A 25,522-nucleotide genomic window follows, 5' to 3' on the forward strand; every position below is an offset into this window, starting at 1 on the left:
TCAGTCCACGAGCGCCGCCTCCAGCAGTTGGAGCGGGTGCTGGACCTCGTAGCCGGTGCCGTGCTCCATCTGCATCGCGCAGGTGGGGCACTCGGTCATGCCGACCTCGCCCTCGGCGGCCTCCATGTGCTCGAACATCTCCGCGCCGATCTCCATCGAGTAGTCGTACTTCTCGGCCTTCCAGCCGTAGGTCCCCGAGATGCCCGAGCAGGAGTCGCCCACGTCCTCGACGGTGACGTCCTCGACCGCGTCGAACGCCTCGATGGCCTGCCGGGCGAGCCCCTGGTTGCGGGCGTGACACGGCGCGTGGTAGGCGAACGCCCGCTCGTCGACGTCCGCGTCCGCGAGTGCGGCGTCTATGTCCTCGTGGATGCGGAGGTACTCCAGCGCCTCGAAGGTGTGCTCGGCGACGTCGTCGATGCCGTGGAGGTCGAACAGTTCGGGGTACTCCTGGCGCAGCGACAGCGAGCAGGAGGTGCAGGAGGCGATGATGTCGGCGCCGTCGCCGATGGCGGCGACGAGGCTCTCGACGTTCGTCTCGGCGTGGCGCCGCGCGTCGTCCAGCATCCCGTTGGCGAACATCGGCGTCCCCGAGCACTTCTGGGGTGGGACCATGACCTCGTAGCCGAACGACTCGTACACCCGGACCATCGCCTTCCCGACCTCGGGCGTGTTGTAGTTGGAGTAGCAGCCGTGGAAGTAGGCGACCCGCTCGTCCGGGTTCTCCACCCGGGCGCCGCCCCGGTCGCGCCACCACTCGCGGAACGTCTGCTGGGCGAAGTCGGGGAACTCCCGCTCGCTCGTGATACCGAGTAGCTTCTCGCCGACCCACTTGGTCACGCCTAGCCCGGTGACGAAGTTGGCCAGCCGGGGCGTCTTGCTCGCGATGGCCGCGAAGAAGCGGTAGTTCGAGAGGATGCGGTTGCGGACGTACTCCGTCGAGAGCTTCGCCATCTGCTCGGCGACGAACTCGCCGCGGGCCTCGTTGTGCATCTGGGACAGCGGCACGGAGGAGGGGCAGGCGTCGTCACAGCGCATGCAGTTCGAGCAGTCCGTGATGGACGCGTCGATGTCGTGGTCCTCCTTGCGCTTGAGCCGCCACTGTTCGGGCCCCTGGAACTTCGGACCGGGGAACGAGTCGTCCACCTCCGCGACCGGGCAGGAGGTGTCACAGGAGGTGCATTTGTAGCAGGAGTCCGACCCGTCCCGCAGGTCGAGGGCGCCGCCGTCGAAGACGTCGACGGCGTCGTAGTTCGCGGGGTCGAGGTCGTCGCCGCCCGTCGCCGCGGTGCCGCCGTCGGCCTGCAGGCCGGACGGGGCCCCGCCGGCGGATTCGCCGCCGTCGGCCACGGGCTCGCCCGCGGCCTCCGTGGGGCAGTCGGCCCGAGAGACGGGGTCGACCGGGCGCTCGGCCGCGTCGTCGTAGTCCGGGCCGTAGACGGCCGGCTGTTCGTCGCGGCCCAGCCGCGGGACGCCGGGGGTTCGGTCGTCGCTCGGGTCGCCGTCGTGGTCGTGTCCGTCGGTCATTGGGTCACCTCCGCGGCCGCGGTTCGTCCGGCGACGAGGCCGGTCGCGAGCGAGACCCCGCTGGCGGACTTCTCGCGGGCGACATCGGCGCCGCCAAGCGTCGCGCCGGCGACGTGGACGTTGGGGTACTGGACCCCGCCGTCGGGGCCGAGCGGCCGGAGCTCGTCGTCGGCCCGGACGCCGAACCGGGCGTACGGCTGGTCGCCGAACGCGTCGTCGACGTACCACTCGTAGCGCTCCTCGGGCTGCGGGACGTGACAGCCCAGGACGGGCTCGCGGACGCCGTCCCGGTCCGAGTCGATACCCTTGCCCACCAGCCCGCCCGTCGCGAGGACCACCGCGTCGGCGGCGTACGGCACCGCCGTCCCCTTCCGGTCGACGCGGAGGCGCTCGACGCGGCCGGTCGCGTCGCCGCCGCCGGCGAGGTCGCGGCCGACGACCGGGACGCCGGTCTCGTACCGGACGCCCGCCTCGTCCAGCGCCTCGTACAGCCGGTCGACCAGTCGCAGCCCCGGGAGGCTGGGCGGGCCCATCGGTATCTCGAACACGTCGGCCCCGAGCCGGTCCGCGACGTCGGCCCGCACCTCGGGCGCCGCGTCGTCGCCGAGGAAGGCGGGGAAGCCGACCCGCTCGGCGCCGGCCTCGACGGCGTCGAGGTGCGGTTTCACGGTCTCGGTCAGCGCCCGCCGGGCGGGCGTCCCACCGACCGGTTCGTCGTGGTCCAGCGCCCGGGCGAACCGGGTGACCTTCGCGTCGTCGCGGAACGCCGCCGGGAACGCGACCTCCGCGCCGGCGACCGGGAACGGGACCCCGGCGGCGTCGAGGTGGTCGGCGACCTGACGGGCGTCGAAGCCGGAGAGCGAGCGGAAGCCGACCACCAGCATCGGCCGGTCGTCGCTGGCCAGGCCCGCCGCGGCCGCGTCCGGGTAGCGCGCGGTCGGCTTCACCGTCCCGCCGAACGTCGGCAGCAGCGCGTTCCGGTCGGTGTGGGCGCCCCGGTAGCCCGGGACCGTCTCGTCGAACAGCGCCAGCCCCTCGCGGAGCGCGTCGGCGCCGACCAGCCGGTACGGGTGGTCCGCCGGGAGCCGGTCGATGGCCGCGAACGGGTCCGGAAGCGGCCCCTCCGGGTCGGGGCGGTCACGGACGCCGGTCCGGCCCGCCGTCGGCGTGGCCGTCGGGTCCTCGCCGGCGTCCGCCCGGACGTGCGGAACGTAGCCCAGCGCGTCGACCAGGCCGGAGGCCTGCGCGAGCGTGGACTGCTTGTGCGAGATCAGCCGCACGTCGACGCCCGCCCCCGCGGCCGATAGCGCCGCCGTGACGCCCGCGAGCCCGCCTCCGACGACGATGACGTCGCTGGTTATGGCCATCCGGACCCCTCCTCGTCGCCCGTCCGCCCCCCGTCCGCGACCGGCGACTCGCCGACCGCTCGCCGGTCCGCCCCGCCGGCGTCGGTGCCGGTGTCGAACTCGTCGAACGCGACCTCCCCGTCCAGTCGCGCGGGGTCGCCGTCGCGGTTCATCGTCGTGGCGTGGAGCATGTGGTTCAGCATCGCCTGTGAGAGCTGCTCGCCCCAGAGCGCGTGGCGCTGGCCCTTCCAGCGCTCCTGGTACAGTTCGTCCAGCGCCTCGCGGGCGGTGTCGGCGTCGAAGCCGGGCTCGAGTTCGGCGGCCATCCGGTGACAGCAGAAGCCGCCCTGGCAGGTGCCCATCCCGGCCCGGGTCCGCAGCCGGACGGCGTTGAGGTCGCGCCCGGCCTCGTCGATGGCGTCGCGGACCTCGGCGCGGGTGACGGCCTCGCACTCGCAGACGGTCGGGTTCGGGCCGTCCGTATCGAGGACCTCGCCGGCCCTGGAGCCGAGCCGCTGGGCCGACCGCCGGCTGACCGGCGACCGGAGGCCGAACTCGTCCATCACCGCGTGGAGGTCGCCGATGTCCTCGCTCCCGGGCAGGGGCTCGTCGGCGGTCCGACAGCTCGCCCGGACGCCGAGCTTCCCGCAGACGTGGTCCGCGATGTCCTCGGCCATCATCCGGTAGGTGGTGAGCTTCCCGCCGACGATGCTGGTCATGCCGGGGAGGCCGTCCCGGTCGGCGTGGTCGAGCAGGAAGAAGTCCCGCGTGATGTCGGTGGGGTCCTCCGTTCCCGTGCCCGGGGGCTCGTACAGCGGCCGGACGCCCCAGAACGAGCGGAGGGTCCGGGCCTCCCGGAGAACGGGCACCAGTTCGGCCAGCTCCTCGACCATCAGGTCGACCTCCCAGCGCTCCTCCGGGTAGTCCTCGGGGTCGTCGACCTCCTCGTCGGTCGTCCCGAGGATGCAGGCGGTCTCGTGGGGGACGACGATGTCGGCGTCGCCCTTCGGCTGGCAGCGGTTGACGACGGTGTCGACCTGCCGGGTGTTCATCACGGTCATCACGCCCTTCGAGGGGCGGACCTCGACGTCGACGCCGGCCATGGCGCCGAGCTGGCCGGCCCACGCGCCGGTCGCGTTGACGACGTGGTCGGCCGTGATGCGCTCGGTCGGGCCCGGGGTGACGTCGCCGCGGCCCCCCTCACCGTGGCGGACCTCGACGCCGACGACCTCGCCGGCCTCGACGAGCACGTCCGTCACCTCGGCGTGGGTGATGACCTCGCCGCCGTAGTTCTCGGCGCTGGCGGCGTTGGCGACGCAGAGCCGGAACGGGTCGATGGCCGCGTCCGGGACGGCGATGGCCTTCTCGACGTCGGTGGCGAGGTACGGTTCGCGCTCGCGGGCCTCGGCGCCGGACAGTACCTCGGCGGGGATCTCACAGGCGCGACACCCCTCGAGCTTCTCCTGGAAGTACGATTCGGAGTCCTCCGGGCGCTTCACGAACAGCCCGCCGGTCTCCTCGACGCAGTGGGTCGCGATCTCCCGGAGCACGACGTTCTCCTCGATGCACTCCGTGGCGCTCGCCTGGTCGGACACCGCGTAGCGCCCGCCGCTGTGGAGCAGCCCGTGCATCCGCCCGGTCGTGCCGTGGGTGAGGTTCCCCTTCTCCACGAGCGTCACGTCGACGCCGCGCATCGCGAGATCCCTCGCGATGCCACAGCCCGTCGAGCCACCGCCGACGACGAGGGCCTCTGTCGTGCGGGACATCCTTTGCCCCCCGTTGTGGACGGGGGGACTTATTCTTATCTCTGGATGCGTTCTGCCAGTAACGATACCGCTCGGCGACTGTCGCGTGCGTATGCCCGCCCGAGAACTGGCCGCTGACCCCGACTATAACCGGGTGTTTGATAACACCCTGCACAATGTTTATGTGCCCCCGCACAGATATCGACTATCGGTGGCCCACCAGTAGTAAAATAACGGTGGGTAGGAGGGCAGGCGGTAGGGCCCCTACAACGGAGGAGCAAACCAATGCCAGAAAACACGTACGTCGGCGCGATAGATCAGGGGACGACGGGAACCCGGTTCATGATCTTCGACCATGCGGGCCAGGTCGTCGCCAACGCATACGAGAAACACGAGCAGATTTACCCGGAACCCGGCTGGGTCGAGCACGACCCGATGGAGATCTGGGAGAACACGAAGACGGTCGTCAGCCGTGCGCTGCGCGAGGGCGGGCTCGACCCGGGGCAGCTCGCGGGGCTCGGTATCACGAATCAGCGCGAGACTACGGTCATCTGGGACGCCGAGACCGGCACACCGATCTACAACGCACTGGTCTGGCAGGACCGCCGGACCACCGCCCGTGTCGAGGAGCTCCAGGCGGCCGACAAGGTCGAGTGGATCCGCGAGAAGACCGGGCTCGAATGTGACGCCTACTTCTCGGCGACCAAGGCCGAGTGGCTGCTGGACAACGCCGACCCCATTAAGCTCGAACGGGTCCGTCCCCAGGACATCCGCGACCGCGCGGAGGACGGCCAGCTCCGGATGGGGACCATCGACTCGTGGCTCATCTACAAGCTCACGGGCCGGCACGTCACGGACGTGACCAACGCCTCCCGGACGATGCTGTACAACATCCGGGAGATGGAGTGGGACGACGAACTGCTCGACGAGTTCAACGTCCCCGTCCAGCTGCTGCCGGAGGTCCGGCCATCCAGCGACGACGACTACTACGGCCACACCGACCCCGAGGGGTTCCTGGGGGCCGAGGTGCCCGTGGCGGGCGCGCTGGGCGACCAGCAGGCCGCGCTGTTCGGTCAGACCTGCTTCGACGAGGGCGACGCGAAGAACACCTACGGGACGGGCGCGTTCTTCCTGATGAACACCGGGGAGGAGCCGGTTCGGTCCGACCACGGCCTGCTGACGACGGTCGGCTTCCAGCGGTCCGGGGAGCCGGTCCAGTACGCCCTGGAGGGCTCCATCTTCGTGGCGGGTGCCGCCATCGAGTGGCTGGAGGACGTCGACCTCGTCGACGACCCGACCGAGACCGCCGAACTCGCGCGGTCGGTCGAGTCGACGGATGGCGTCTACGTCGTGCCCGCGTTCACCGGGCTCGGGGCCCCCCACTGGGACGGCCGCGCGCGCGGGACCATCGTCGGGATGACCCGCGGCACGCGGCGCGAGCATCTCGTCCGGGCGACCCTGGAGTCGATCGCCTACCAGACCCGCGACCTCGCGGAGGCGATGGAGGCCGACTCCGACATCGAGATGAGCACCCTGCGCGTCGACGGCGGCGCGGTCAAGAACAACTTCCTCTGTCAGCTCCAGTCCGATATCATCGGGACGGACATCGCCCGCCCAGTGGTCGACGAGACCACCGCGCTGGGCTCGGCGTACGCCGCCGGGCTGGCGGTCGGCTACTGGGACGATACCGACGAGCTCCGGGAGAACTGGCAGGTCGACCGCCAGTTCTCGCCCCGGATGGACCGGCCGAGGGCCAACGAGATGTACGCCCGCTGGGACGACGCCGTCGAGCGGTCGCTCGACTGGGCCCAGGACGAGGGGGGTGAGTAGACCATGTTCGACGCCATCCTGCAGACGGTTCCGCTCATCGGGCTGGGGCTCGAGGCGTTCATCGTCCTCGTCATCGCGGCGCTGGCCGGGGGCGCGTTCGGCGCAGCCATCGGCGCGCTGCCCGCGTTCATCTTCACGGGCTTCCTGGTCTTCCTGGGCGAGGGGCTCGCCATCCTCCGGCGGGCGGTCGGCGGCGCGGTCCCCGGGGTCGAGCCGGGTGAGTTCGCCGCCGGCGTCACCGGGACCATCGGCTTCGGGCCCATCACCGGGCCGCATATCGCCTTCGCGGGCGGTGTCGCGGCCTCGGCCTACGCCGGCATGAAGTACCCCGAGATGGAGCCCGACGACTGGGACTACCACTTCGGGAAGAACATCCTGTACGCGTTCGGCACCAAGCCGGATATCCTCGCCGTCGGGGCGGTCTTCGGCGTCGTCGGGATGCTCATCGCCCGGGTCGCCATCGGGCTGGGCGCCGCGGTCCCGACGGACGGCATCGCGCTGTCGGTCGTCGCGACGGCCTTCCTGGCCCGCGTCGCCTTCGGCTACCCCGTCGTCGGGAAGCCCGGCGGGTCGGGATTCCTCGACATGTCGCCGTTCGAGCGCGAGGAGATGCGGACGGCGACGGACGGCGGTGAGACGGCTACCGATGGCGGCGTCGCCCAGGAACGCCTGGCGACCGAGCCGTGGCTCCCCCACCAGTACAAGTGGTCCGGTGTCACCGCCATCGGCGTCGTCGGCGGCATCCTGGCGGGCTTCATCTGGCTCCGCACGGGGAGCGTCTTCATGGGCTACGCCATCTCGGCGATGAGCCTGCTGTTCCTGCAGCTCGGCGTCGAGAAGATCCCGGTCACCCACCACATCACCCTGATGGGCTCGGTGGGGGCGGTGCTGGCGATGCCGATGTTCGGGAGCGAGGTCGTCGCCATCCTGGCCGCCGCCGCGTTCGGCGCGTTCAGCGGCCTCATGGGTGAGCTCACCCAGCGGATCTTCTACTCCCACTCCGGCACGCACGTGGACCCGCCGGCGATGGCCATCGCCATCACGATGGTCATCGTCGGGATCCTCTACCTGTTCAACGTCCTCCCCAACGGGGGATACCTCGGGTTCTAGCGCCCCGCCCTCGACCAACGCCGCCCCGGCTCCCCCTTCTGGTTGCAACATGTACTCGCACCGCCCACCGGCACGCCCCACGTCCGCCCCCGTCGCGCGTAGCCGACCGGCTCCCGGCCGGCGCCGACCGGGCGGCGTGGGAAACGTGACCGTTTTGTCCCGCATCCCGTTACCCCCGGATAGCACACCCCTCGCAACGATGAGACGATGGACCTGAAGACACGGATCCGCCGCCGGCAGCGCTCCGGCGCCGACTCCCCGGTCGTCCGCGACTACGAGGCCGTCAGTCCGGTGGCCCACGTCGAGGAGCCGACGGGGCGGGGCCCGGCCATGGAGCGGCTGCTCGACTACCTCGACCCCGTCTTCAGGGGCGACCTGCCGACCGACGCGTACGTCTGGGGACCGGCGGGGTCGGGGAAGTCGGCGGTCGCCACGGCGCTGGTCGCCCACATGTCCCGGCTCCTCTCCGGATCCGCGGCCGTCATCCACACGAGCACGCGGGCCCAGAGCACCGAGACGCCGGCGTTCGTCTACGTCGACGCCCGCCGCTCGGACTCCCCGTTCGGTCTCTATCACGCCGTGCTCGACGGAGTTCTCGACGAGTCCGTCCCGCGACAGGGGGTCGGCACGGAGACCATCCGGTCCCGGCTCGTCGACCACCTCCGCCCGATCAAGCGCGGTGCGGTGGTCGTGGTGGACCACGTCGACGAGCCCGGCGGGCTCGACCTGGCCACGCTGGCGGAGACGTTCGCCGTCGTCGAGGATTCGCTCGCCTGTATCGCGGTCGGCCGGGACCCGCCGGACGACGTCGCGGCCGAACTGCTCCCGCCCGAGCGCATCGAGATCCCCCCGTACGAGCGCCACGCGCTCGCCGACCTGCTGACAGCCCGGGCCTCCGACGGGCTGTCGGAGCAGGCGATCGGCCACGAGCAGCTCCGCCGGCTCGCCGACTGGGCCGAGGGGAACGCCCACGACGCGCTGGCGGCGCTGTTCGGCGCGGCCGACATGGCCGACATGGCCGGCTACGACCGCATCCGCGAGCAGAACCTGACCGACGGGATGAACGCGGTGCCACGGCCCGCGGCCGCGCTCGGTCGGGTCCACACCCTGCCGGACAACCGGCAGCTGGTGCTCCGGCGGCTGCTCGACCTCAACGAGACCGAGCTCGGGTCGGTCGACGCCGCCGCCGAGGCCATCAGCGAGAGCCGCGGCGTCGACCTCTCGCCGGGCACCATCAAGCGAGTCCTCTACGAACTCGCCGAGATCGGCGTGATACAGCGGGTGACGGTCTCGACCACCACCACCGCCGGACGGCCGCCCAGCCGCCTGGAACCCCGCTTCCCGACGCTTGTGTTCCGCCGACTGTACGATCTGGAACACGGCTGAGCCGACGGCCGACCCGTATCGAGCCCACGACAGCGACCCCTCACGGAACCACCATCCATGCGCGTTGCACTCATCGCCCACGACCAGAAGAAGCCCGACATGATCGAGTTCGTGAACGCCCACGACGGGACCCTCCGCGACCACGACTGCATCGCCACGGGGACCACGGGGAGCCGGCTGAACGACGAGACCGACGTCGAGGTCCGGCCGCTGCTCTCGGGCCCGCTCGGCGGCGACCTGATGATCGGGTCGCAGGTCGCGACCGGGGACTGCGGAGCGGTCGTCTTCTTCCGGGACCCGATGACCGCCCAGCCCCACGAGCCGGACGTCTCCGCGCTGTTGCGCATCTGTGACGTCCACGGGGTCCCGCTGGCGACGAACGTCGCGAGCGCGGTAGCGCTGGTCGAGGGAGTGCTGTGCTGACCGGGAGGCCACACGCCGCCACTGCCGCCCGCTCGAGCGGTGGAGCCCCGGAGCGCTTAACTGTTCAAATACCGGTATATATCTGATATCTCTGGTTCGATAGAGATATATCGCCATCGAACAGTGCTCTGTCTACTGTTCGTCTATTATATCGGGCCGCGCCGCCGGCGTCGATGCGGGGTGACAGCAGGCGCGGCTCCCTGTCGAGGTGCTCGGGAGCGGTCCGGTCCCGACCGTGCCGAGTGTGGGACGCGTGCTACCCCCGGACAGAACGACGACCGCGTTCGGGGGCGAACATCCCCCAGGAGCACGGGTTCCGCTCTTCGAGGGAAGATCGCCCGACGCACTCGAAGCCACTGCCGGATATCGGGTAGCATCCGGCCTATGGCCCGCCCCCTGGGACGGTATCCGGCCTCCCCGAGCGGGGCTCGGGATCTACTCACGCTCCCGTTCCCACTCGCGGGGGCGTGGGTTCTCCGGAGTGAACAGGCCCACGACCCCGTCCGCATCGGCCCGTATCCCGACGGTCCGGCGGGACCAGTCGACTATCGCCTTCCCCGCCGAGAACACGACTACCGGAGCCAGAACCGACAGGTCGACTCCGGCCGACCCACCGGTCGAGTCGGGGGCGACGACCCCGGCCAGAACCGGTTCGAACAGCAGTCCGAGCAGCAACAGGCCGATGATGACCACGGGGACCACGACCACACCGAGCGCGATGTAGAACGCGAGGACCCGCTGTGCGGCTTCGACGGTCATGTACGCCGACCAGTCCTCGTACGTGTTCGGCGCGAAGTACCCCCGCCGGAGCTCGGCCACCTGCGCCACGCAGACCCCGAACGACCCGAGTACGACTGCCGGTGAGCCGAGGGCGGCCACCGGGTTCGAGACGATGTCGCTCAGATACGCCCACAGCACCGCGAGGAACAGCGCGACGGCCAGCGACCGCCCGACGACGGGGACGTTCCGCCGATAGATGGGGGGGAGACGCGACCCGATCGCGTCCGGGAGTACGCCGTCCATCCAGCCGACTGGTTCCGGCCCGTCGCTCCAGCGGTCCTCGTCGACCTCCTCGTGTCTCCCGTACCCGACGATGTAGAACTCGCGGTCCTCCAACACGACCGGCTGTTTCGCGAACAGCGCCGCCACGCTGTAGGCAGCGATCATCACGACGATCTCGATCCAGTACAGAACCAGGACCTCGGCCGCGCCCCACCCCAGGGAGACGACCCCTACCACGGGAACCGCGTTCGACCCGAGGGCGAGCGTCAGCGTGAGCCACGTCCGGTTCGCGCGGCGCCGGGTGACCGACGGGGCCATTCGAGCGAGGGATAATCGCCCCGGTCTCATGACGGTTCCGTACGCGACACGACGGGGGATCCGGACCCGACGCGAGCCGGCGTGACGGGGTGCCCCAGCGAGCCCTCTCCGCCGACACCGAGTGCGCTCGAACGACGCGGCGACGACCGCCCGGGACGGGTTCCACGACGCGACGGACCGATCCGAGGTGAGCGCGGGTGCTGCGGCGATGACTCGGGTCGATCCGCTCGGCACGGGCCGGGTGACGGACCGCTGCCGGCCCTGCCACCGATGACCGCCCGCGTGTGCGCCGGCCCCTCCTCCCGGTCGGACGTATCGGGCCCGGCAGCCGCTCCCAACGCGTTCCGACCGACGTCGTGGGGGGTGACGGTTCCGGGCGAAGCCTCAGTCGATAGCGGACCCCTCCGCCGGCGTCCCCAGTAGCGCCAGCGCCATCCGCTCGGCAACGTACCCGAACCCGTTGGCCAGATGCAGCACGAACAGGACGAGACCCGCGCCGGCGCCCATCGCCAGAGCCGTCTCGGGGACCGTTTCGACCGTCCAGACCACGGGCTCACCGTTCACCTCGCCGAAGCTGATATCCAGCGGACGGCGCACCACCGCCGAGAGTAGCGTCACTCCCTGTATCAACCCGTAAGCGAGCATGACACCCACGATCCCGAGGAACATCTTCAGCAGCAGGAAGCCGAACCCTCGCCACGTGCTCGCCGCATCGACGTACCCCCGGAGGCCGCCGGCTTCGCCACTGTCGGTGAGGTCGTTGGGCGCCTCCAGTGAGACGGCGAGCAGGGCGTTCGCCAGCCACCGTTCCAGCCCCGCGAGCGCCCGCACCATGAGGAGCATCACGGCCAGGATGAGGACCCCCACAAGCACGACCGAGAGGAGCGTCCCGAACAGCATGCCGAAGCCGAACAGGGACCAGTACACCATCGTGAGCGGGACGGCGAGGACGAGGTATACCAGGTTCGCGTAGGTCCGGCGAGAGCGTACTGGTCCGAACACGGCTGCGATACTGCCCCGAAGCGTGGGTTGACGACCGGCTATGGAGGGCATCATCCAACTGTTGACGGGCCCGATACTAAACGGCAGGTGCCGGCGGTAGGTCACACGTGCACACGTGGACCCGGAGCCGGGGCACATCTTCGCCCGTCTCCCCCCGACTCATCGGCCGCCCCCGGCTGGCGCACGCCGTCCCCGGTGGCAACTCCGGCGGGTCGTGGCGACCGTCGACGTGGGGCAACCTGATATCGGGGTTCAGGCCAACAACTAGTATGGCTCTCCCGATGGCTATCGGCGACGATGACCGGTTCGAAGCGGCCGTCCAAGAGGCAGCCCGGTTCGCAGGAGCGATGGACGCGGAACTGACCGTTGCCCACATCACAACGAGCAGGACGGCCCCGGTGGACGGGCGGAGTTTCCGCGATGGCGTGCTCCGTCGTCTCGGAGACCGATGTCCGAGCGGAAGTCACGCTCGAGGATCCCGACAGACGTCGACTTCGGTCCGGGACGGCGACCGGTACGCAGCTCGTGGACGTGACAGAAGGGGGTAGATATCGACCACATCGTGATCGGCCGGCGACAGGAGACCCAACTGGCAGAGCTCCGTCGGTCACGCCGGCGTTGCCGTCGTCAGAGACGCGACGGTCCCCGTGACTATCGTTCCCGAAACGGTCGAGACCTGGACGAGCAGAGACGCGCTCCGACGTGTCGTATCCGGGCCCGTCGCACGCCCCGCCGACTCCAGCGACGTCGCACCCTCCGTGGGTCGATGGCCCGGTTCGGCACGGGTACGGCACACGATCCCGGCCCCGGGGTCTGCTCGAATACCGACGGCCGAGCCGTTCAGGACGGATGGGATACCGGTAGCGGATACACGACTGCGGGAGTATCGCGGTCGTCAGTCGTCCTCGGATGGGGAACGCCGCCCCGTCATGACATCGGCCGCAGTGTCGATGGTCGGGACCACGGTGTCCGTCTCGGTCGCGTACCGTTCCCAGAGGACCAACAGGGAGGGGAGGAGGAAGACCGACGACAGATACGCGTACAGCACGCTCAGTGAGATCAGAACGCCGAAGACACCTAAGGCCGGGTTCAGCGCTAACGCCAGCACGCCGATGCCGAAGACCGTCGTCAGCATACTACCGGTCAGTGCCCCCCCAGTGCCGACGACGGTCCGCGTGAGCGCCGGGTACAGCGACCGCTCGCGGTACTCGTCGGCGAACCGGTGGACGACATGGACCGCATAGTCGATGCCGATACCGACAGCGATCGCAAGAATCGTCCCGTTGATGGCATTGAACGCGATATCCAGTGCGCGCATCGACGCGACCACGGCGACGACCGTCACGAGGATCGGGACCACATTGATGACCCCCAACGAGGGCTGCCCTTCGATGGTCCAGTACGCGATGATCAGGAACGCACTCGAGCCGACGAGTGTCAGAACGAGCGAAACGATCACCGACTCGAGCACGAGCGAGATGGCCTCGTCGAAGATGACGGGGCTGCCGGTCGGCTGTGCGGAGACGCGGAACGCCGTCGCAATCCGGTATGCGTCGTCGGTAACGACCTCATCATCGGCCTCGCCGTCTACGGTGTAGATTACCTGTGCGCTCCGACGATCGGACGCGATGAAACGGTCGATTTCGCTGTTCGGCGATTCGGAGAGTGCGTCGTAGACAGCCGGCAGATTGTCGTCGGGAACCCCGTTGCCGTTGCGGTCGTTACGCTCGACGAGCGCTCTGAACTCCGGGTCGCGTTCCGCCCGGGACTGGATGAGGGTCACGACGCTCTGACGCTCGGCCAGCCGTCCGGTCGCCCGGAACGTCCCGGGTGGGGACTGGCTCGCGCGGTGCATCTGTTCGAGTGCCGTATCCCGTGTCAACCGTCCCTCGACGTACATCAGCACCCGCCCGCTTTCGCCGAAGTTGCGGTCGACGAAGTTGTCGATGCGGACGTACTCGAACCGCTCCGGAGGGCGGATCGACTCCGGAAGCACCTGCAGATACGCCGGCGTCTCCTCCGCTGGCTGGAAGTCGTCGGGACTGAACCCCGTGTCGACACCGGTCGCGTACACCCCCCCGCCCGCGGTCAGAAGCGCAGCGAGGAGCAGGAAGACGACGGGACCGCGCTTTGCGACGATGACGCCGGTCGACAGGATCCGACCCAGCGGCGACGACTCCGACCCCAACGGTGTCGTCGCCACGGTCGGGATCGGATACCGCTGGCGAGCGCGGTCGACGAACACCTTCACCGCGGGGACGAACGTCCCGAAGATCAGGAAGGTGAACACGATACCCACGGCAGCAACGAGGCCGAAATCACGGGTCGGTGGGAACGCGCTCGCGACGTTCGAAAGGAACCCGACCGTCGAGGTCCCAGTGACGATCGCGAACGCGACCGTGACCTGGCCCGTCGTCAGCGACATCGCGTCGTCGATGCTGCGCCCCCGGACGCGCTCCTCGCGATAGCGATTGATCGAGTGGATGCCGAAGTCGATTCCGATCGCGATCAGGATCGGTGGGACGGCTATCAGCAGGACCGCGAACGGGATCCCGGCGAGTCCGATGAACCCGAACGTCCAGATCAGCGTCATCACGATCGCGAGCAGTCCGATACCGATATCGACCGGATCGCGGTACGCGATCACCAGAAACAGGACGATGAGCACGAGGGCCGCGGGCAACACGACCGCAGTGGTCGTCCCGGTCGTGTCCGGCGGCGTCCCCTGCACCCAGACGTTACTAGCGTCGTCCTGTACGAGTGCGTCGATGCGTTCGACCCGGTCGGGGGGGAACTCCGACCCGCCGCCCGGCCCACCACCTGCACCCGCCCCCGGCCCGGCACGGTGTGTGACGGTTCCCCTGCTTGCCGACGCCGACGCCGACGCTCCGTTGAAATCGTCGCTGAGACCGTTGGTGAAGCCGGGTTCGTCCGCGGCCTCCCGCACTGCGGTCGCGATTTCGGCCGGCGTCGCCCGCTCGACTGCCCGGTACTGTGCCGCCGGAGTCGTTGCGGACGGGTCAAGGGTCGTCGCGACGGTCGTCGCAGGCGTCGAGACGGACGTGGCGCGGAGCGATGACGACGCCAGAATCCGCTCTCTCGTCTTCAACATGTCGAGCAACGCCGGCTTCGCGAGAACGTTGGACGACTCCTGAACTATCGTCGTGCTCGTCGTCTCCGTGGGGAACGTCGTGCCGAACTCCTGGTTGATATCCTCGACCGCCTGGAACGACGGCAGATCCTCGATGAACTGCTGTTGTCCGCTTTCAGTCGAAATCGACCCGATCCCGGTGAGGAACACTCCCGTGAGGAGCAGAAACACGAGGATAACGCTCTTGGGCCGCGAGACGACAGCCGCGTCGATACGGTCGATCAGCCAGTCGACCCCCATCTATGATAGACGTACAGCGCCTCGGCGAACGGTCATACCTATCCAACGGCCCGGGCACACTAGTACTGAACGTTCTGTCATGATGGCTCGTCGCACGGGGGGGAGTCGACCGAGCCCTGCCCGGACCCACCGAGGTCGACCGTACGACGTCCCCCTCGGGCGTCTCCGGGACGGCCGCGGACGCTCCGCCCGGGCCCGCCGAACCGTCGGATTCGACCCCACGCGTTCGGGACGGCGACGCGAACGGAGCAACAGGGCCGTCCGGACGCTCCTCACTGCTGGCGGGGTCGAATCGGAGGGGTCGTCCGCCGTGTCGTTCGAGAGCCCGGCGGTCGTGCTGACCGCCGGGGTAGCCGGGTGGCTTCCCACGGCCAGCGTCCGGCGGCCAACGCGAAGATCGGGCGGTGCCTCGTGGTCCGTGACGGCCGCCGGACGAAGCGCAGATAATCGCGGGCGCCCAAACGAGGACAACCGGATGTCCTCCTCGAGTGAGCCCGCGGATCAGGCTGCGGCACTGGTCGCTGATCCCAGTTTATACGAACCGTTCGCCGCGAACTACAGTGACGAGATCAGTTTCTATTCGGCGCTCCGGGGGAGCGCACAGGAGTCACTGTCGTTCGAGGAGTACGTCGAACTACGCCAGGTGTTCCTGGACCGCGGGCCGACCGAGGCGATCCGGGACCGCCTGGAGGAACGCCTCGACCGGAGTCTGAAGAACATGGCTCTCGGTACGAGTCCGCGAGGGCGTGCGTACGCGGCGTCGACACTCGAGCAACTGGAGCAGCGACGCCGGACGTTCGAGCGTCTGGACGTCGCCGTTCCGCCGCTGGCGTCGGCGGTCCGGACGACGGTCGAGTACCTCTACGACGACGCTGAGGAGCCGGTCGAGCGTCGGGAGACGCTCGACCGACTGCTCTCGGCGGTCCCAGCGAACGAGCACGCGGCCGTCGAATACGTCGCCCGTGCGTGGCTCTCCGAGGCGGTCCTTGCGGCCGATACGCCCGTGGCTCGGTTGGAACGGGCGCTGTCAGCATACCTCGATGTCGTCCCGGAACCGGAGGCGCCGACCGCGGGTGAGACCGCGGCGGAGTATCGCGCGGCGGCCCGAAAGCGGTCGTTCGCCGACCCCGATAAACGACGTCTCTGGGAAGCGGCGCTCCACGCGTCACCGTCGGTCGAGACGTTTCGCGAGTACCTCTACCTGACGGCTACGGACGCCGTCGAGGGGTACCGCCACGGGGACCAGGACGTCAGCAGGGCGGACCTACTGCTGGCGCAGCGTCACCTCCGGCTGCTCGACACCGTCACCCCGTCTCCGGAGCGGTCCGACCGTGCGACCTACGTGAGGTCGTATCGGCACCTCGCCAGCGCCATCGAAGCGGGTGGGGGCCGTTGGCTGACCGACCGGGCGGGCGTCCCACAGCCACAGTGGGAGACCGTCGCCGACGAGTACGCCCGGGCAGCCGCCGCGGTCGAACCGGTCAGCGTCGAGCGGTTCGTGAAGTACCTCAGCAAGGCGTTCAGACACGCCGCACACGCGACCGATGACTGGGCGAGTCGTCACCAGCTCCATATCAGTGCACAGCGGCTCTTCGAGCGGCTCGAGCCGACGACCCTCGCCGCGGACCGGCAGGTCTCGCCGGCGGATGTCGAGTCGACAGTCACGGGCACGCTCCACACGCATCGCTGCCGGGAATACGAGGCTCAGGCACACCGTGCCTTCGCCGAGACGGCGTACGAAGAGGTCGCCTGGGCAGCCGAGCAGGCTCGTGAAGCGGCCACAGCAGCCCCGCAGCGGTCGATTCGCCTGCACGATCTCGACACCATCGAAACCATCGCCGCGGCCCGCACGGCGGAACGACGGGGTGACTTCGAGGACGCGCTTGACCGCTACGACGGGGTCGAAACCAGCGACGACGAGCTGCGGGCCGGGGTCGCCTCCCATCGCCAGCTCTGCCGGGTGAAGCAGCTCCTCGACGGCGGCCGCCACGACACGGCACTGGCGAAGGCACACGAATGGTTCGAGCCGGGGTCGGCGGTCGTCCTCGCGGCGGAGGCCGGCTGTGGCCTGCTTCCGGCACTCGACGACGACTCCCTGACGGTCTCCGACCAGTTCCTCACCGTCGATGCCGCCGTTCTATCGGCGTTAGCTCCACTGATCCGGCTCGCCACCGTTGGCGGTGCCGTCTCGGAGCCCACCCGACGTCAGATAGTCGACTGTCTCGTCGCCCTGTGACCCCCGGGGACGCCCGTACTGTCGGCCCCCGCTGATACCGACCACGGTCATCGCGCCGACGACGTGGTACCGACTACGTGTCGGTCCGACGCTCGAACCCGACGGCCGTCCCGACGCCGCCCGCGGCCCGTGGCACCAGCACCACCGTCACGCGCCCGTCGTTGTCCCGGATCTTCCGGCCGCCGCCGAGTCCCGGGTCGACGTCCGCTGTGATGCCCGTCCTCCGGTCCCGGGCACCGATATCGCCGACCGACTGTGTGGTCTCGTACACCTGTTCGCCGCCGGTCGACACGCTGACTCCGACCATCACGTCCTCGGCCGTTCCCGCCCCGCGGTTGGTGATACTGTACGACATCCTCCGGCAGGTGAGCCCACACTCCTCGGCGCTCTCGGCGAGGCTGGCGTCGAACTCGACCTCCGCGACGGCCGGTGTCGGACCGTCCGCCGATGTCGACGCGTCGGCCGCCGGGTCCCCGGCCGTCCGCGTGGCGCTCGCCGTCGTGTCAGTCGCGGTCGGCGTCGACTCGTCCGTCCCGCCACCCGACCGATCGCCGCAACCCGACAGCGCGGCCATCCCCGCGAGGAGGGCTCAGCGCATGATCAGCCGTGTCGCCTCCGACCCAAACGGTTACCGCTCGGTCAGCGAACCGCCACATCACGGGCGTCGCTCCCCGCGTGTCGGTTCGCTCACAGCACGCCGCCCTCCGGGAGCAACTCGTGCTGACAGCCCTCACACGCGACGAACCCGTACGCCTCGAAACAGCGCCGCGTGCGCTGGCAGAGTTCGCACGTCGCCCGTTCCCCGGGATGTGGTCCCGGGGCGGTATCCCTCGCGTAGGGTGAAACCGGCGGTTCCGCGGAGGAGTCTCCCATTCGGTACGTTGTCCTCGTGGATTCGAACGAATAAGCCGGGCGTTCGCCGGCCGACCGAACGGCTCTTATGTCCGCACCGAGGCGCTCAGCGCTCGGCGACTTCGGACTCGTAGACGACGCCGCGATCGCCGTCGACGGTGACGACGGTGCCGTCGGTGGCGTCGACGTCGACGCCACCGACCATCGGCACGCCCAGCTCCCGGGCGACCATCGCCGCGTAGCTGGTCATGCCGCGGTCGGCGGCGACGACGGCGCCGACCGCCGACAGGTCACCGCCGAGCTCGCCGTCGAAGGCCTCGGGGAGGACCAGTACCGCGCCGTCGGGGATGCCCGTGAGGTCCCCGTCGGCCGAGTGGACGACCGGGCCGGCGGCGCGGCCGGTCCGGACGCCGCGGCCGCTGGCGAGGACCTCGGCCGCGAGGTGGACCTTCAGGGTGTTCGTCGTGTTGGCGCCCTCCAGGTCGGTCATCATCCCGGCGAGGACGACGACGGTGTCGCCGCTCTCGGCGACGCCCGCGTCGATGGCGGCGGTCGCCGCGCCCTCGATGAGCTCGGTGGCCCCGCCCTCGGGGAACGGGAGGTGCCGGGGGGTGATACCCCAGGGGAGCGCGAGCCGCTGGCGGACGCGCTCGTCGGGGGTGACGGCGACCACGGGCACCGCGGGGCGGTATTTGGCGACCTTGCCGGCGGTGTAGCCCGACTCCGTGACGGTGACGACGGCGCTGGCGTCCACGTCGCGGGCGAGATAGCGGGCCGAGCGGGCGATGGCGTCGGTCCGGCTGTCGCCGGCGGGCGGGACGCGCTGTTCCCGGGACTCGGCGTAGTCCTCGCTGGCCTCAACGTCGTCGACGATGCGGGCCATCGTCTCGACGACCCGAACCGGGTGGTCGCCGACCGCGGTCTCGCCGGAGAGCATCACCGCGTCCGTGCCGTCGAGGACGGCGTTGGCGACGTCGGAGGCCTCCGCACGGGTCGGGCGCCGGGAATGTACCATCGAGTCCAGCATCTCCGTCGCGGTGATGACCGGGATGCCAGCCCGCCGGGCCTCGCGGATGACGCGCTTCTGGATGAGCGGCACCTGCTCCAGCGGGCACTCCACGCCGAGGTCGCCGCGGGCGACCATCACGCCGTCCGCGGCCTCGAGGATGCCCTGGAGGTTCTCGACGGCGTCGGCCCGCTCGATCTTCGCGACGACGGGGATGTCGGCGCCGAGCGACTCCAGGACCGCGTCGACCGCGTAGACGTCGTCGGCCGACCCGACGAAGCTCGTGGCGACGTATGCCACGTCCGCCTCGGCGGCGAGCCGGAGCTCCGCGCGGTCGGCCTCGGTGACGAACTCCAGGCCGAGGTCGACGCCGGGGACGTTGACCCCTTTGCGGCCGCCGAGCTCGCCGCCGGAGTCGACGCGGACGACGACGGTGTCGCCCGCGACGCGCTCGACGGTCGTCTCGATGCGGCCGTCGTCGAGCAGGACGCGGTCGCCGGGTGCGGCCGCGGCGATGGAGCCCGAGAGCCCAACGCTGTCGCCGTCGACGGTCTCGCCCGGTTCGAGCCGGTACTCGGCGCCGGTCGGGAGTTCCACGGGCGCCTCCAGCGGGGCCGTGCGGATCTCCGGGCCGGGGACGTCGAGCATCGTCGCCACCGGTTCGCCGAGGCGCTCGCTCACGTCGCGGACCCGCTCGATGAGCGCCGCGCGGCCCTCGGTCGTCCCGTGGCTGGCGTTCAGCCGGGCGACGGACATCCCGGCCCGGACGAGGTCCGCGACCGTCTCGCGGTCCTCGGAGGCGGGACCCAGCGTACAGACCACCTTGGCTCGGGGCATCAGAGGACGATGCTCTTCGTGGTGACGAAGGCCTCGATGGTGTAGCCGATCCCCTCGCGACCGATGCCCGAGTCATTCACGCCGCCGAAGGGGATGTCGCCGAGCCCGTGGCTCGGGGCGCCGTTGATGCGGACGCCGCCGGCCTCGAGCCGGTCGGCGACGCGCATGGCGCGGTCGTAGTCGGCGGTGAAGACGGCCGCGTCCAGCCCGAGGTCGCCGCCGTTGGCCAGTTCGAGCGCCGCGGTCTCGTCGGCAACGCTCGTGACGGCGACCACCGGGCCGAACTGCTCCTCGTGGACGATGCGGGCGTCGTGGGGCACGTCCGCCAGCAGCGCGGGCTCGACGAACCGGCCGTCCCGGTCGCCGCCGCGGACGAGCGTGGCGCCCTTCCCGACGGCGTCGTCGATCAGCTCCTCGACCCAGTCGGCCTGCGACTCCGAGATGAGCGGCCCGAGCGCGGTGTCGGGGTCGAACAGGTCCCCCTGCGACCAGCCGTCCATCGCCGCGTCGACGCGCTCGACCAGCTCGTCGTGGACGGCCTCGTGTGCGAGCACGCGTGAGACGGCCGAGCAGCGCTGGCCGGCGTACTTCAGCGAGCCCGCAGTGGCCGCCTCGGTGGCCGCCTCGAGGTCGGCGTCCGGGAAGACGAGCGCCGGTGCGTTGCCGCCCAGTTCCATGTGGAGCTGGACCATGCCGCTGACCTCGGCGACGTGCTTGCCGGCGCCCGACGAGCCGGTCATCGCGATGGCGTCGAGCCGGTCGTCGCCCGCGAGGACGTCGCCGATATCGCTCGCGCGGCCGGGGACGAAGCCGAGCGCGCCGTCCGGGAGGTCGGGCGCGGCCTCGACGATGATGTCGGCGAGGAGCGCGCCGCTGACGGGGGTCTTGCTCGCCGGCTTCAGGATGACCGCGTTGCCCGCGGCCAGCGCCGGCGCGACCTGCAGTGCCGTCGTCGAGAGGGGGTAGTTGTACGGGGTGATACAGAGAACGGTCCCGACGGGCTCGGGCCGGACGACCGCGCGCCAGCCCTCGTGGCTGTCGGTGGTGCCCTCGACGTAGTCCCCGTCCAGCGAGCGGGCCTCCTCGGCCGCGCGGCGGAACCGCTCCGCGGCCGCGTCGACCTCGCCGCGGGCGCTGCTGATCGGCTTGCCCGCCTCCCGGACGATGACCTCCGCGAGGTCGTCGGCCCGCGCCTCGATGCCGTCCGCGATCGCCAGCGCCCACTCCGCGCGCTGGACGACCGTCGTCTCGCGCATCGCGGCCCCGTGGGCGGCCGCGAGCGCGGCCTCGGCGTCGGCGGGCGTCGCCGCCCCGACCCGGGCGAACGTCCCGCCCTCGGCGAGGTCGTCCACCTCCAGCTCCCCCGACGCCGGGGTCCACGACCCGCCGATGTACAGCTCCCCACGGTTCGGTGCCTGATTCACTGCCATACCGTCCCAGTGAGCCCACTGCTACAAAGCTTTTACTCGAATTAGAATAATATATAGACCCGTACCGGCGCCGTCACCGTCGTCGTTCCGCCGAACGACCGGGCTGTCGAACGGGCCCGGGTCACGCCGGCGCGCCACCCAGGGTGGCCGCTCCGGTAACCGGGTCGAACGCTCGGTAGCGTCACAATACCTGAGGTTCCGGACGAGAACCCCGAATAACTCGGACGGGAGCACGAATAACGGGACTACCCGGTCGACTTCAACCCCGCCGCGATACCCTTCACCGTCAGCCGGAGGGTCCGTTCCTCCCGGTCCGAGCGGTCCGTGCGGTCGAGCAGCCGGACCTGGAGATGGTTCAGGGGGTCGACGTAGGGGTTGCGCCGGTCGAGCTTCGCCCGGAGCCACTGCCGGGCCGGGAGTCGGTCGCGGTCGGTGATGCGCTCGACCAGGTCGACACAGCGGTCGTACTCGGCCTCGATGCGCGGGAAGAAGCGGTCACGTTCGTCGGCCAGGGTGGCGTACTCCGCGGCGATGTCGAGGTCGGTCTTGGCCAGTGCCATCGCCGCACGGTCCAGCATCGTCCGGAAGAACGGCCACTCGTGGTACATCTCCCGGACCGTCCCGATGTCGCCACCGTCGCCGAGATAGGTCTCGAGCCCGGTGCCGAGCCCGTACCAGCCGGGGAGGATGCAGCGGGCCTGGGTCCACGAGAAGACCCACGGGATGGCCCGGAGGTCCTCGACGGTCCGTTCGCCCGAGCGGGAGGCCGGCCGCGAGCCGAGGTTGAGGTCCTCGATGACGCGGATGGGGGTGGCCGACTCGAAGTACGAGACGAACCCCTCCGTCTCGAGGAGGTCCCGGTAGGCGCCGCGGGCGGCACCGGCGGCCGTCCCCAGCGCGTCGCTCCAGGCCGCGGGGACGGCGCCGTCGCCCCCGCCGAGCGCGCGGTGGCGGGCCCGTATCTGGGCGTTCAGCATCTGTTCGAGGTTCCGCCCCGCGATGTCGGGGTTGGCGTACTTCTCGGCGATGGCCTCGCCCTGCTCGGTGAACTTGACCTGCCCGTTGACCGTCTCCGGGGGGAGCGCGAGCAGCGCCTCGTGCATCGGGCCGCCGCCCCGGGAGATGGACCCCCCGCGGCCGTGGAACAGCCGCAGCGTGACGTCGTGGGCCTCGCAGATACCCCCCAGCCGTTTCTGGTTCTCGTACAGCGACCAGTTGGCCGCGAGGAAGCCGTTCTCCTTGTTGGAGTCGGAGTAGCCCAGCATGATCTCCTGGACGCCGTCGCGGGCCTCGACGGCGGCCGCGTACGCCTCGTTCTCGAACAGCGTCCCCATGATCCGCTCGGCGCCCGACAGCGCGGACTCGGTCTCCAGCAGCGGCACCACGTCGAGGCCGGCGTAGCCCGGCAGGTCGACGACCCCGGCCTGATCGGCCAGGAACAGCACCTCGAGGACGTGGCTGGGCTCCTCGGTCATGCTGATACAGTAGGTGTCGATGGCCTCGGCGCCGTACTCGGCGTGCCAGTCCGCCAGCGCGTCGAACCGCTCCAGCACGCGCGCGGTCGTCCCCTCGAACGCCGCGTGGTCGCCGACGTCGACCACCGGCCGGTCCTGCAGGACCGCCTCGGTCAGCGTCGCGACGCGCTCGGCCTCGGACTGGCCGGCGTAGTCGACGCCGACGCGGTCGAGGACGGCGGCCACGGTCTCCGTGTGGTTCTCGCGGTGGTCCCGGAGGTCCAGCGTGGCCAGGGTGAAGCCGAACGTCTCGACCTGGCGGACCAGCGGCGCGACGTGGACGTCGGCGACGACGCCGGCGCCGTTGGCCCGCAGACTCTCGACCAGCAGCTCCAGGTCGGCGACGAGCTCCTCGGGGCCACCGTAGCCGCCCGCGCGGACGCCGCCGACCCGGTCGAGGCGCTCGCGCATCAGCCGGAGCTTCGCACGGTACCCCTCGTCGGGGTACCGCTCGGCCGCGTCCGCGGCGACCGCGGGGAGCCGCTCGGCGTCGGCCGCCAGGCTCGCCGCGAGCCGCTCGCCGGTCCCGAGCTCCTCGGTGTCCTGGCTGAGGACGCCCGACAGCCGCTTCAGCTCGGTCCGGTAGCGCTCCAGCACGACCCGGCGCTGCCGGGCGAGGGTTCGCGCGGTCACGTCCGGCGTGACGTGGGGGTTGCCGTCCCGGTCGCTGCCGGCCCAGGACCGGAACTCGAACAGCTTCGGCACCGTCACCGAGGGGTACTCCTCGTCGAGGACCCGCTCCAGTTCGTCGTAGACATCGCCGACCACGTCGAAGAGGACGTTCTCGAGGTACCACTGGACGTTGCGGGCCTCGTCGTCGACCGTGGGCCGGCGGTCCCGTATCTGCGGGGTCTGCCAGAGGCTCGTCAGCTCGGCCTCCAGTGCCCGGTCGATGCGGTCGCGCTCCCCGTCGGTCAGCCGGCGCTCGTCGAGCGTCTCCAGGTGGCCGGCGACCGCCCGGAGCTTCGCCTTCACCGTCTTCCGGCGGGCCTCCGTCGGGTGGGCGGTGAACGTCGGCTGGACGAGCACGTCGTCGAGGACCCGCTGGACTGTCCCCGCGTCGGCGTCGACGGCGGCCAGCCCCTCGACGGCCGCGGCGACGCTGTCGGCCAGGGTCCCGCCCTCGGCCCGCTCCCGGATGGCCCGGACCCGCTCGCGCTCCTCGGCGAGGTTGACGAGCTCGAAGTAGGTGGTGAACGCGCGGGCGACGGCCTCGCGGGTCGCGGGGTCGAGCCCGTCGAGCGAGTCGCCGACCGCCCCCGCCGGGCCGTCCCCGCGCCGGTGGGCGATCGCGTCGGTCCGGACGCGCTCGACGGTGTCGAACGCGGCCGGGGAGGCCTGCTCGGCGAGCACGTCGCCCAGTGCGGCTCCCAGGTCGTGGACGTCGGTCTCGACGTCCCTGCCGTGTAGCGCCATGGCAGAGGCTGGCACCCCCGCGCTCAAGTAATTTACTACCGAACGAGTAAAATTCTAGAGCTCCGGTGGTGCCCCACGGTCGATGGCGAGTTCGGTCGCCTCGATGTCCTCCAGCGCGGCGGCCTGGCCGCCGATGTCGACCTCGCCGTCGTCGGTCCGGAGCGTCAGCGACGCGGTCACCTGGTCGTGGCTGGCCGCGACGTCGATGACCTCGCCCGCGACGGTCCGTCGCTCGCCCGTCTGGACGTCGCGCCCGCGGACGGTGGCGTGGAGGGCACCCGTCTCGTCGCCCAGCTCCTGGATGCAGCGCCGGATGGACGCGTACCGGCGCGGGAACGGGCGCTCCTCGGCGCCCTCGAACAGCGTCGCCGCCGACCCCCAGACCACGGTGTTGAGGAAGCCGGAGACCAGAAACCCCAGCTCCGACCGGTTGAAGATGACGCCGTAGCGCTCCCGGCCGTTCTGGATGGCCTCCCGGGCAGTGTAGACGGAGTACTCCCCGTCGGCGACCGCGGCGATGGGCGTCGTGCGCCCCCGGCGGTTCCGGACCGTCGTGGCGACCTGCGAGTAGTCGTAGTCGTCGGGGTCGGGGACCGACTCCGAGGGCGCGAGCAGGAGGTCGATGGTGACGCCCGCGCTCTGGCGTTCCCGGAGCTCGTCCTCGAACCGGCCGAGCAGGTCGGGCGTCAGCGACACCACCAGTTCGTACTCCGCGCTCGTGATGACGTCCGCCAGATAGCGGAGGATGGTCCGCCGGGACTTGATGAGCGAGACGGCTTCCGCCCCGCGGCTCGGGGCGGTGTAGCGCCGTTCGAGCGCCTCGACCATCTCCTCGAGCGTCGTCCGGACGTCGCCGAAGGCCTCCTCCGGGTCGATAGCCCGCACCTGCATCGGCCGGGACTCCCGTATCTCGACGAACCCGTTCTCCGCGAGGCTCCGAACCGTGTCGTAGACGCGGGGCTGGGGGATGTCCGTCTGCTCGGCGATCTCCGAGGCGGTCAACTGGCCATGCTCCAGCACCGTGACGTAGGCCTCGATCTCGTACTCGCCGAAGTCGAACTGGGCGCCGACCGCGGCGAGGGTCCCCTGGAGGTCGTCGTCGGTCATGCTCACCACCACAGGCCAGACGGGTAAAGAGCCTACCCACCTCC

At 70.5% G+C, this 25,522-nt stretch carries 16 protein-coding genes; 5 read left to right on the forward strand and 11 right to left on the reverse strand.

The window, feature by feature from the left end:
• Genes DP107_RS18290 through glpA form a run of 3 tightly spaced genes read right to left on the reverse strand, consistent with a single transcriptional unit; the run spans position 1 to position 4,639 of the window.
• A complete protein-coding gene (locus DP107_RS18290) occupies positions 1-1,527 on the reverse strand; it encodes an anaerobic glycerol-3-phosphate dehydrogenase subunit C (RefSeq protein ID WP_144263537.1) in 1,527 nt (508 codons plus the stop codon).
• The gene (glpB, locus tag DP107_RS18295) at positions 1,524-2,894 is read right to left on the reverse strand and encodes a glycerol-3-phosphate dehydrogenase subunit GlpB (protein ID WP_144263538.1); all 1,371 of its coding nucleotides are present in this window, start codon (positions 2,892-2,894) and stop codon (positions 1,524-1,526) included. The genes DP107_RS18290 and glpB overlap by 4 nt, the downstream gene beginning before the upstream one ends.
• A complete protein-coding gene (gene glpA / locus DP107_RS18300; RefSeq protein ID WP_144263539.1) occupies positions 2,885-4,639 on the reverse strand; it encodes an anaerobic glycerol-3-phosphate dehydrogenase subunit GlpA in 1,755 nt (584 codons plus the stop codon). The genes glpB and glpA overlap by 10 nt, the downstream gene beginning before the upstream one ends.
• Before the next feature lie 264 nt (positions 4,640-4,903).
• On the opposite strand from glpA, the gene glpK reads away from it, so the two are divergent.
• From glpK to DP107_RS18320, 4 genes are all read left to right on the forward strand, one after another.
• On the forward strand, positions 4,904-6,448 hold the full coding sequence (gene glpK, locus DP107_RS18305) for a glycerol kinase GlpK (RefSeq protein WP_144263540.1): 1,545 nt from the start codon (positions 4,904-4,906) through the stop codon (positions 6,446-6,448).
• Positions 6,449-6,451: 3 nt separating this feature from the next.
• Complete coding sequence (locus tag DP107_RS18310) at positions 6,452-7,558, forward strand: hypothetical protein (RefSeq protein WP_144263541.1); 1,107 nt, start codon at positions 6,452-6,454, stop codon at positions 7,556-7,558.
• Between the two features lie 207 nt (positions 7,559-7,765).
• On the forward strand, positions 7,766-8,944 hold the full coding sequence (locus tag DP107_RS18315) for a Cdc6/Cdc18 family protein (RefSeq protein WP_144263542.1): 1,179 nt from the start codon (positions 7,766-7,768) through the stop codon (positions 8,942-8,944).
• Positions 8,945-9,001: 57 nt separating this feature from the next.
• Complete coding sequence (locus DP107_RS18320; RefSeq protein WP_144263543.1) at positions 9,002-9,367, forward strand: methylglyoxal synthase; 366 nt, start codon at positions 9,002-9,004, stop codon at positions 9,365-9,367.
• A gap of 435 nt (positions 9,368-9,802) precedes the next feature.
• Here the strand turns inward: DP107_RS18320 and DP107_RS18325 are convergent, their stop codons facing one another.
• From DP107_RS18325 to DP107_RS18335, 3 genes are all read right to left on the reverse strand, one after another.
• A complete protein-coding gene (locus tag DP107_RS18325; RefSeq protein ID WP_144263544.1) occupies positions 9,803-10,687 on the reverse strand; it encodes a DUF6498-containing protein in 885 nt (294 codons plus the stop codon).
• Between the two features lie 384 nt (positions 10,688-11,071).
• Entirely contained in the window at positions 11,072-11,743 is a 672-nt protein-coding gene (locus tag DP107_RS18330) for a sensor domain-containing protein (RefSeq protein WP_394348560.1), read from the reverse strand.
• A gap of 841 nt (positions 11,744-12,584) precedes the next feature.
• On the reverse strand, positions 12,585-15,080 hold the full coding sequence (locus DP107_RS18335; RefSeq protein ID WP_144263546.1) for an efflux RND transporter permease subunit: 2,496 nt from the start codon (positions 15,078-15,080) through the stop codon (positions 12,585-12,587).
• A 475-nt stretch (positions 15,081-15,555) separates the two neighbouring features.
• On the opposite strand from DP107_RS18335, the gene DP107_RS18340 reads away from it, so the two are divergent.
• Positions 15,556-17,316 (forward strand): hypothetical protein, encoded by a 1,761-nt coding sequence (locus DP107_RS18340; protein ID WP_144263547.1) that lies wholly within the window; start codon positions 15,556-15,558, stop codon positions 17,314-17,316.
• A 73-nt stretch (positions 17,317-17,389) separates the two neighbouring features.
• Here the strand turns inward: DP107_RS18340 and DP107_RS18345 are convergent, their stop codons facing one another.
• The 5 genes from DP107_RS18345 to trmB form a co-directional block, all read right to left on the reverse strand.
• On the reverse strand, positions 17,390-17,890 hold the full coding sequence (locus tag DP107_RS18345) for a hypothetical protein (RefSeq protein WP_144263548.1): 501 nt from the start codon (positions 17,888-17,890) through the stop codon (positions 17,390-17,392).
• Between the two features lie 384 nt (positions 17,891-18,274).
• Entirely contained in the window at positions 18,275-20,011 is a 1,737-nt protein-coding gene (gene pyk / locus DP107_RS18350) for a pyruvate kinase (protein ID WP_144263549.1), read from the reverse strand.
• Positions 20,011-21,441, reverse strand: a complete 1,431-nt coding sequence (locus DP107_RS18355; RefSeq protein WP_144263550.1) for an aldehyde dehydrogenase family protein — start codon at positions 21,439-21,441, stop codon at positions 20,011-20,013. Before DP107_RS18355 ends, pyk begins: the two co-directional genes overlap by 1 nt.
• A 245-nt stretch (positions 21,442-21,686) precedes the next feature.
• The gene (ppc, locus tag DP107_RS18360; protein WP_144263551.1) at positions 21,687-24,371 is read right to left on the reverse strand and encodes a phosphoenolpyruvate carboxylase; all 2,685 of its coding nucleotides are present in this window, start codon (positions 24,369-24,371) and stop codon (positions 21,687-21,689) included.
• A gap of 54 nt (positions 24,372-24,425) precedes the next feature.
• Entirely contained in the window at positions 24,426-25,478 is a 1,053-nt protein-coding gene (trmB, locus tag DP107_RS18365; protein ID WP_144263552.1) for an HTH-type sugar sensing transcriptional regulator TrmB, read from the reverse strand.
• Between the last annotated feature and the right edge of the window lie 44 nt (positions 25,479-25,522).

The organism is Haloglomus irregulare (assembly GCF_007421925.1).
Taxonomy (GTDB): Archaea; Halobacteriota; Halobacteria; order Halobacteriales; family Haloarculaceae; genus Haloglomus; species Haloglomus irregulare.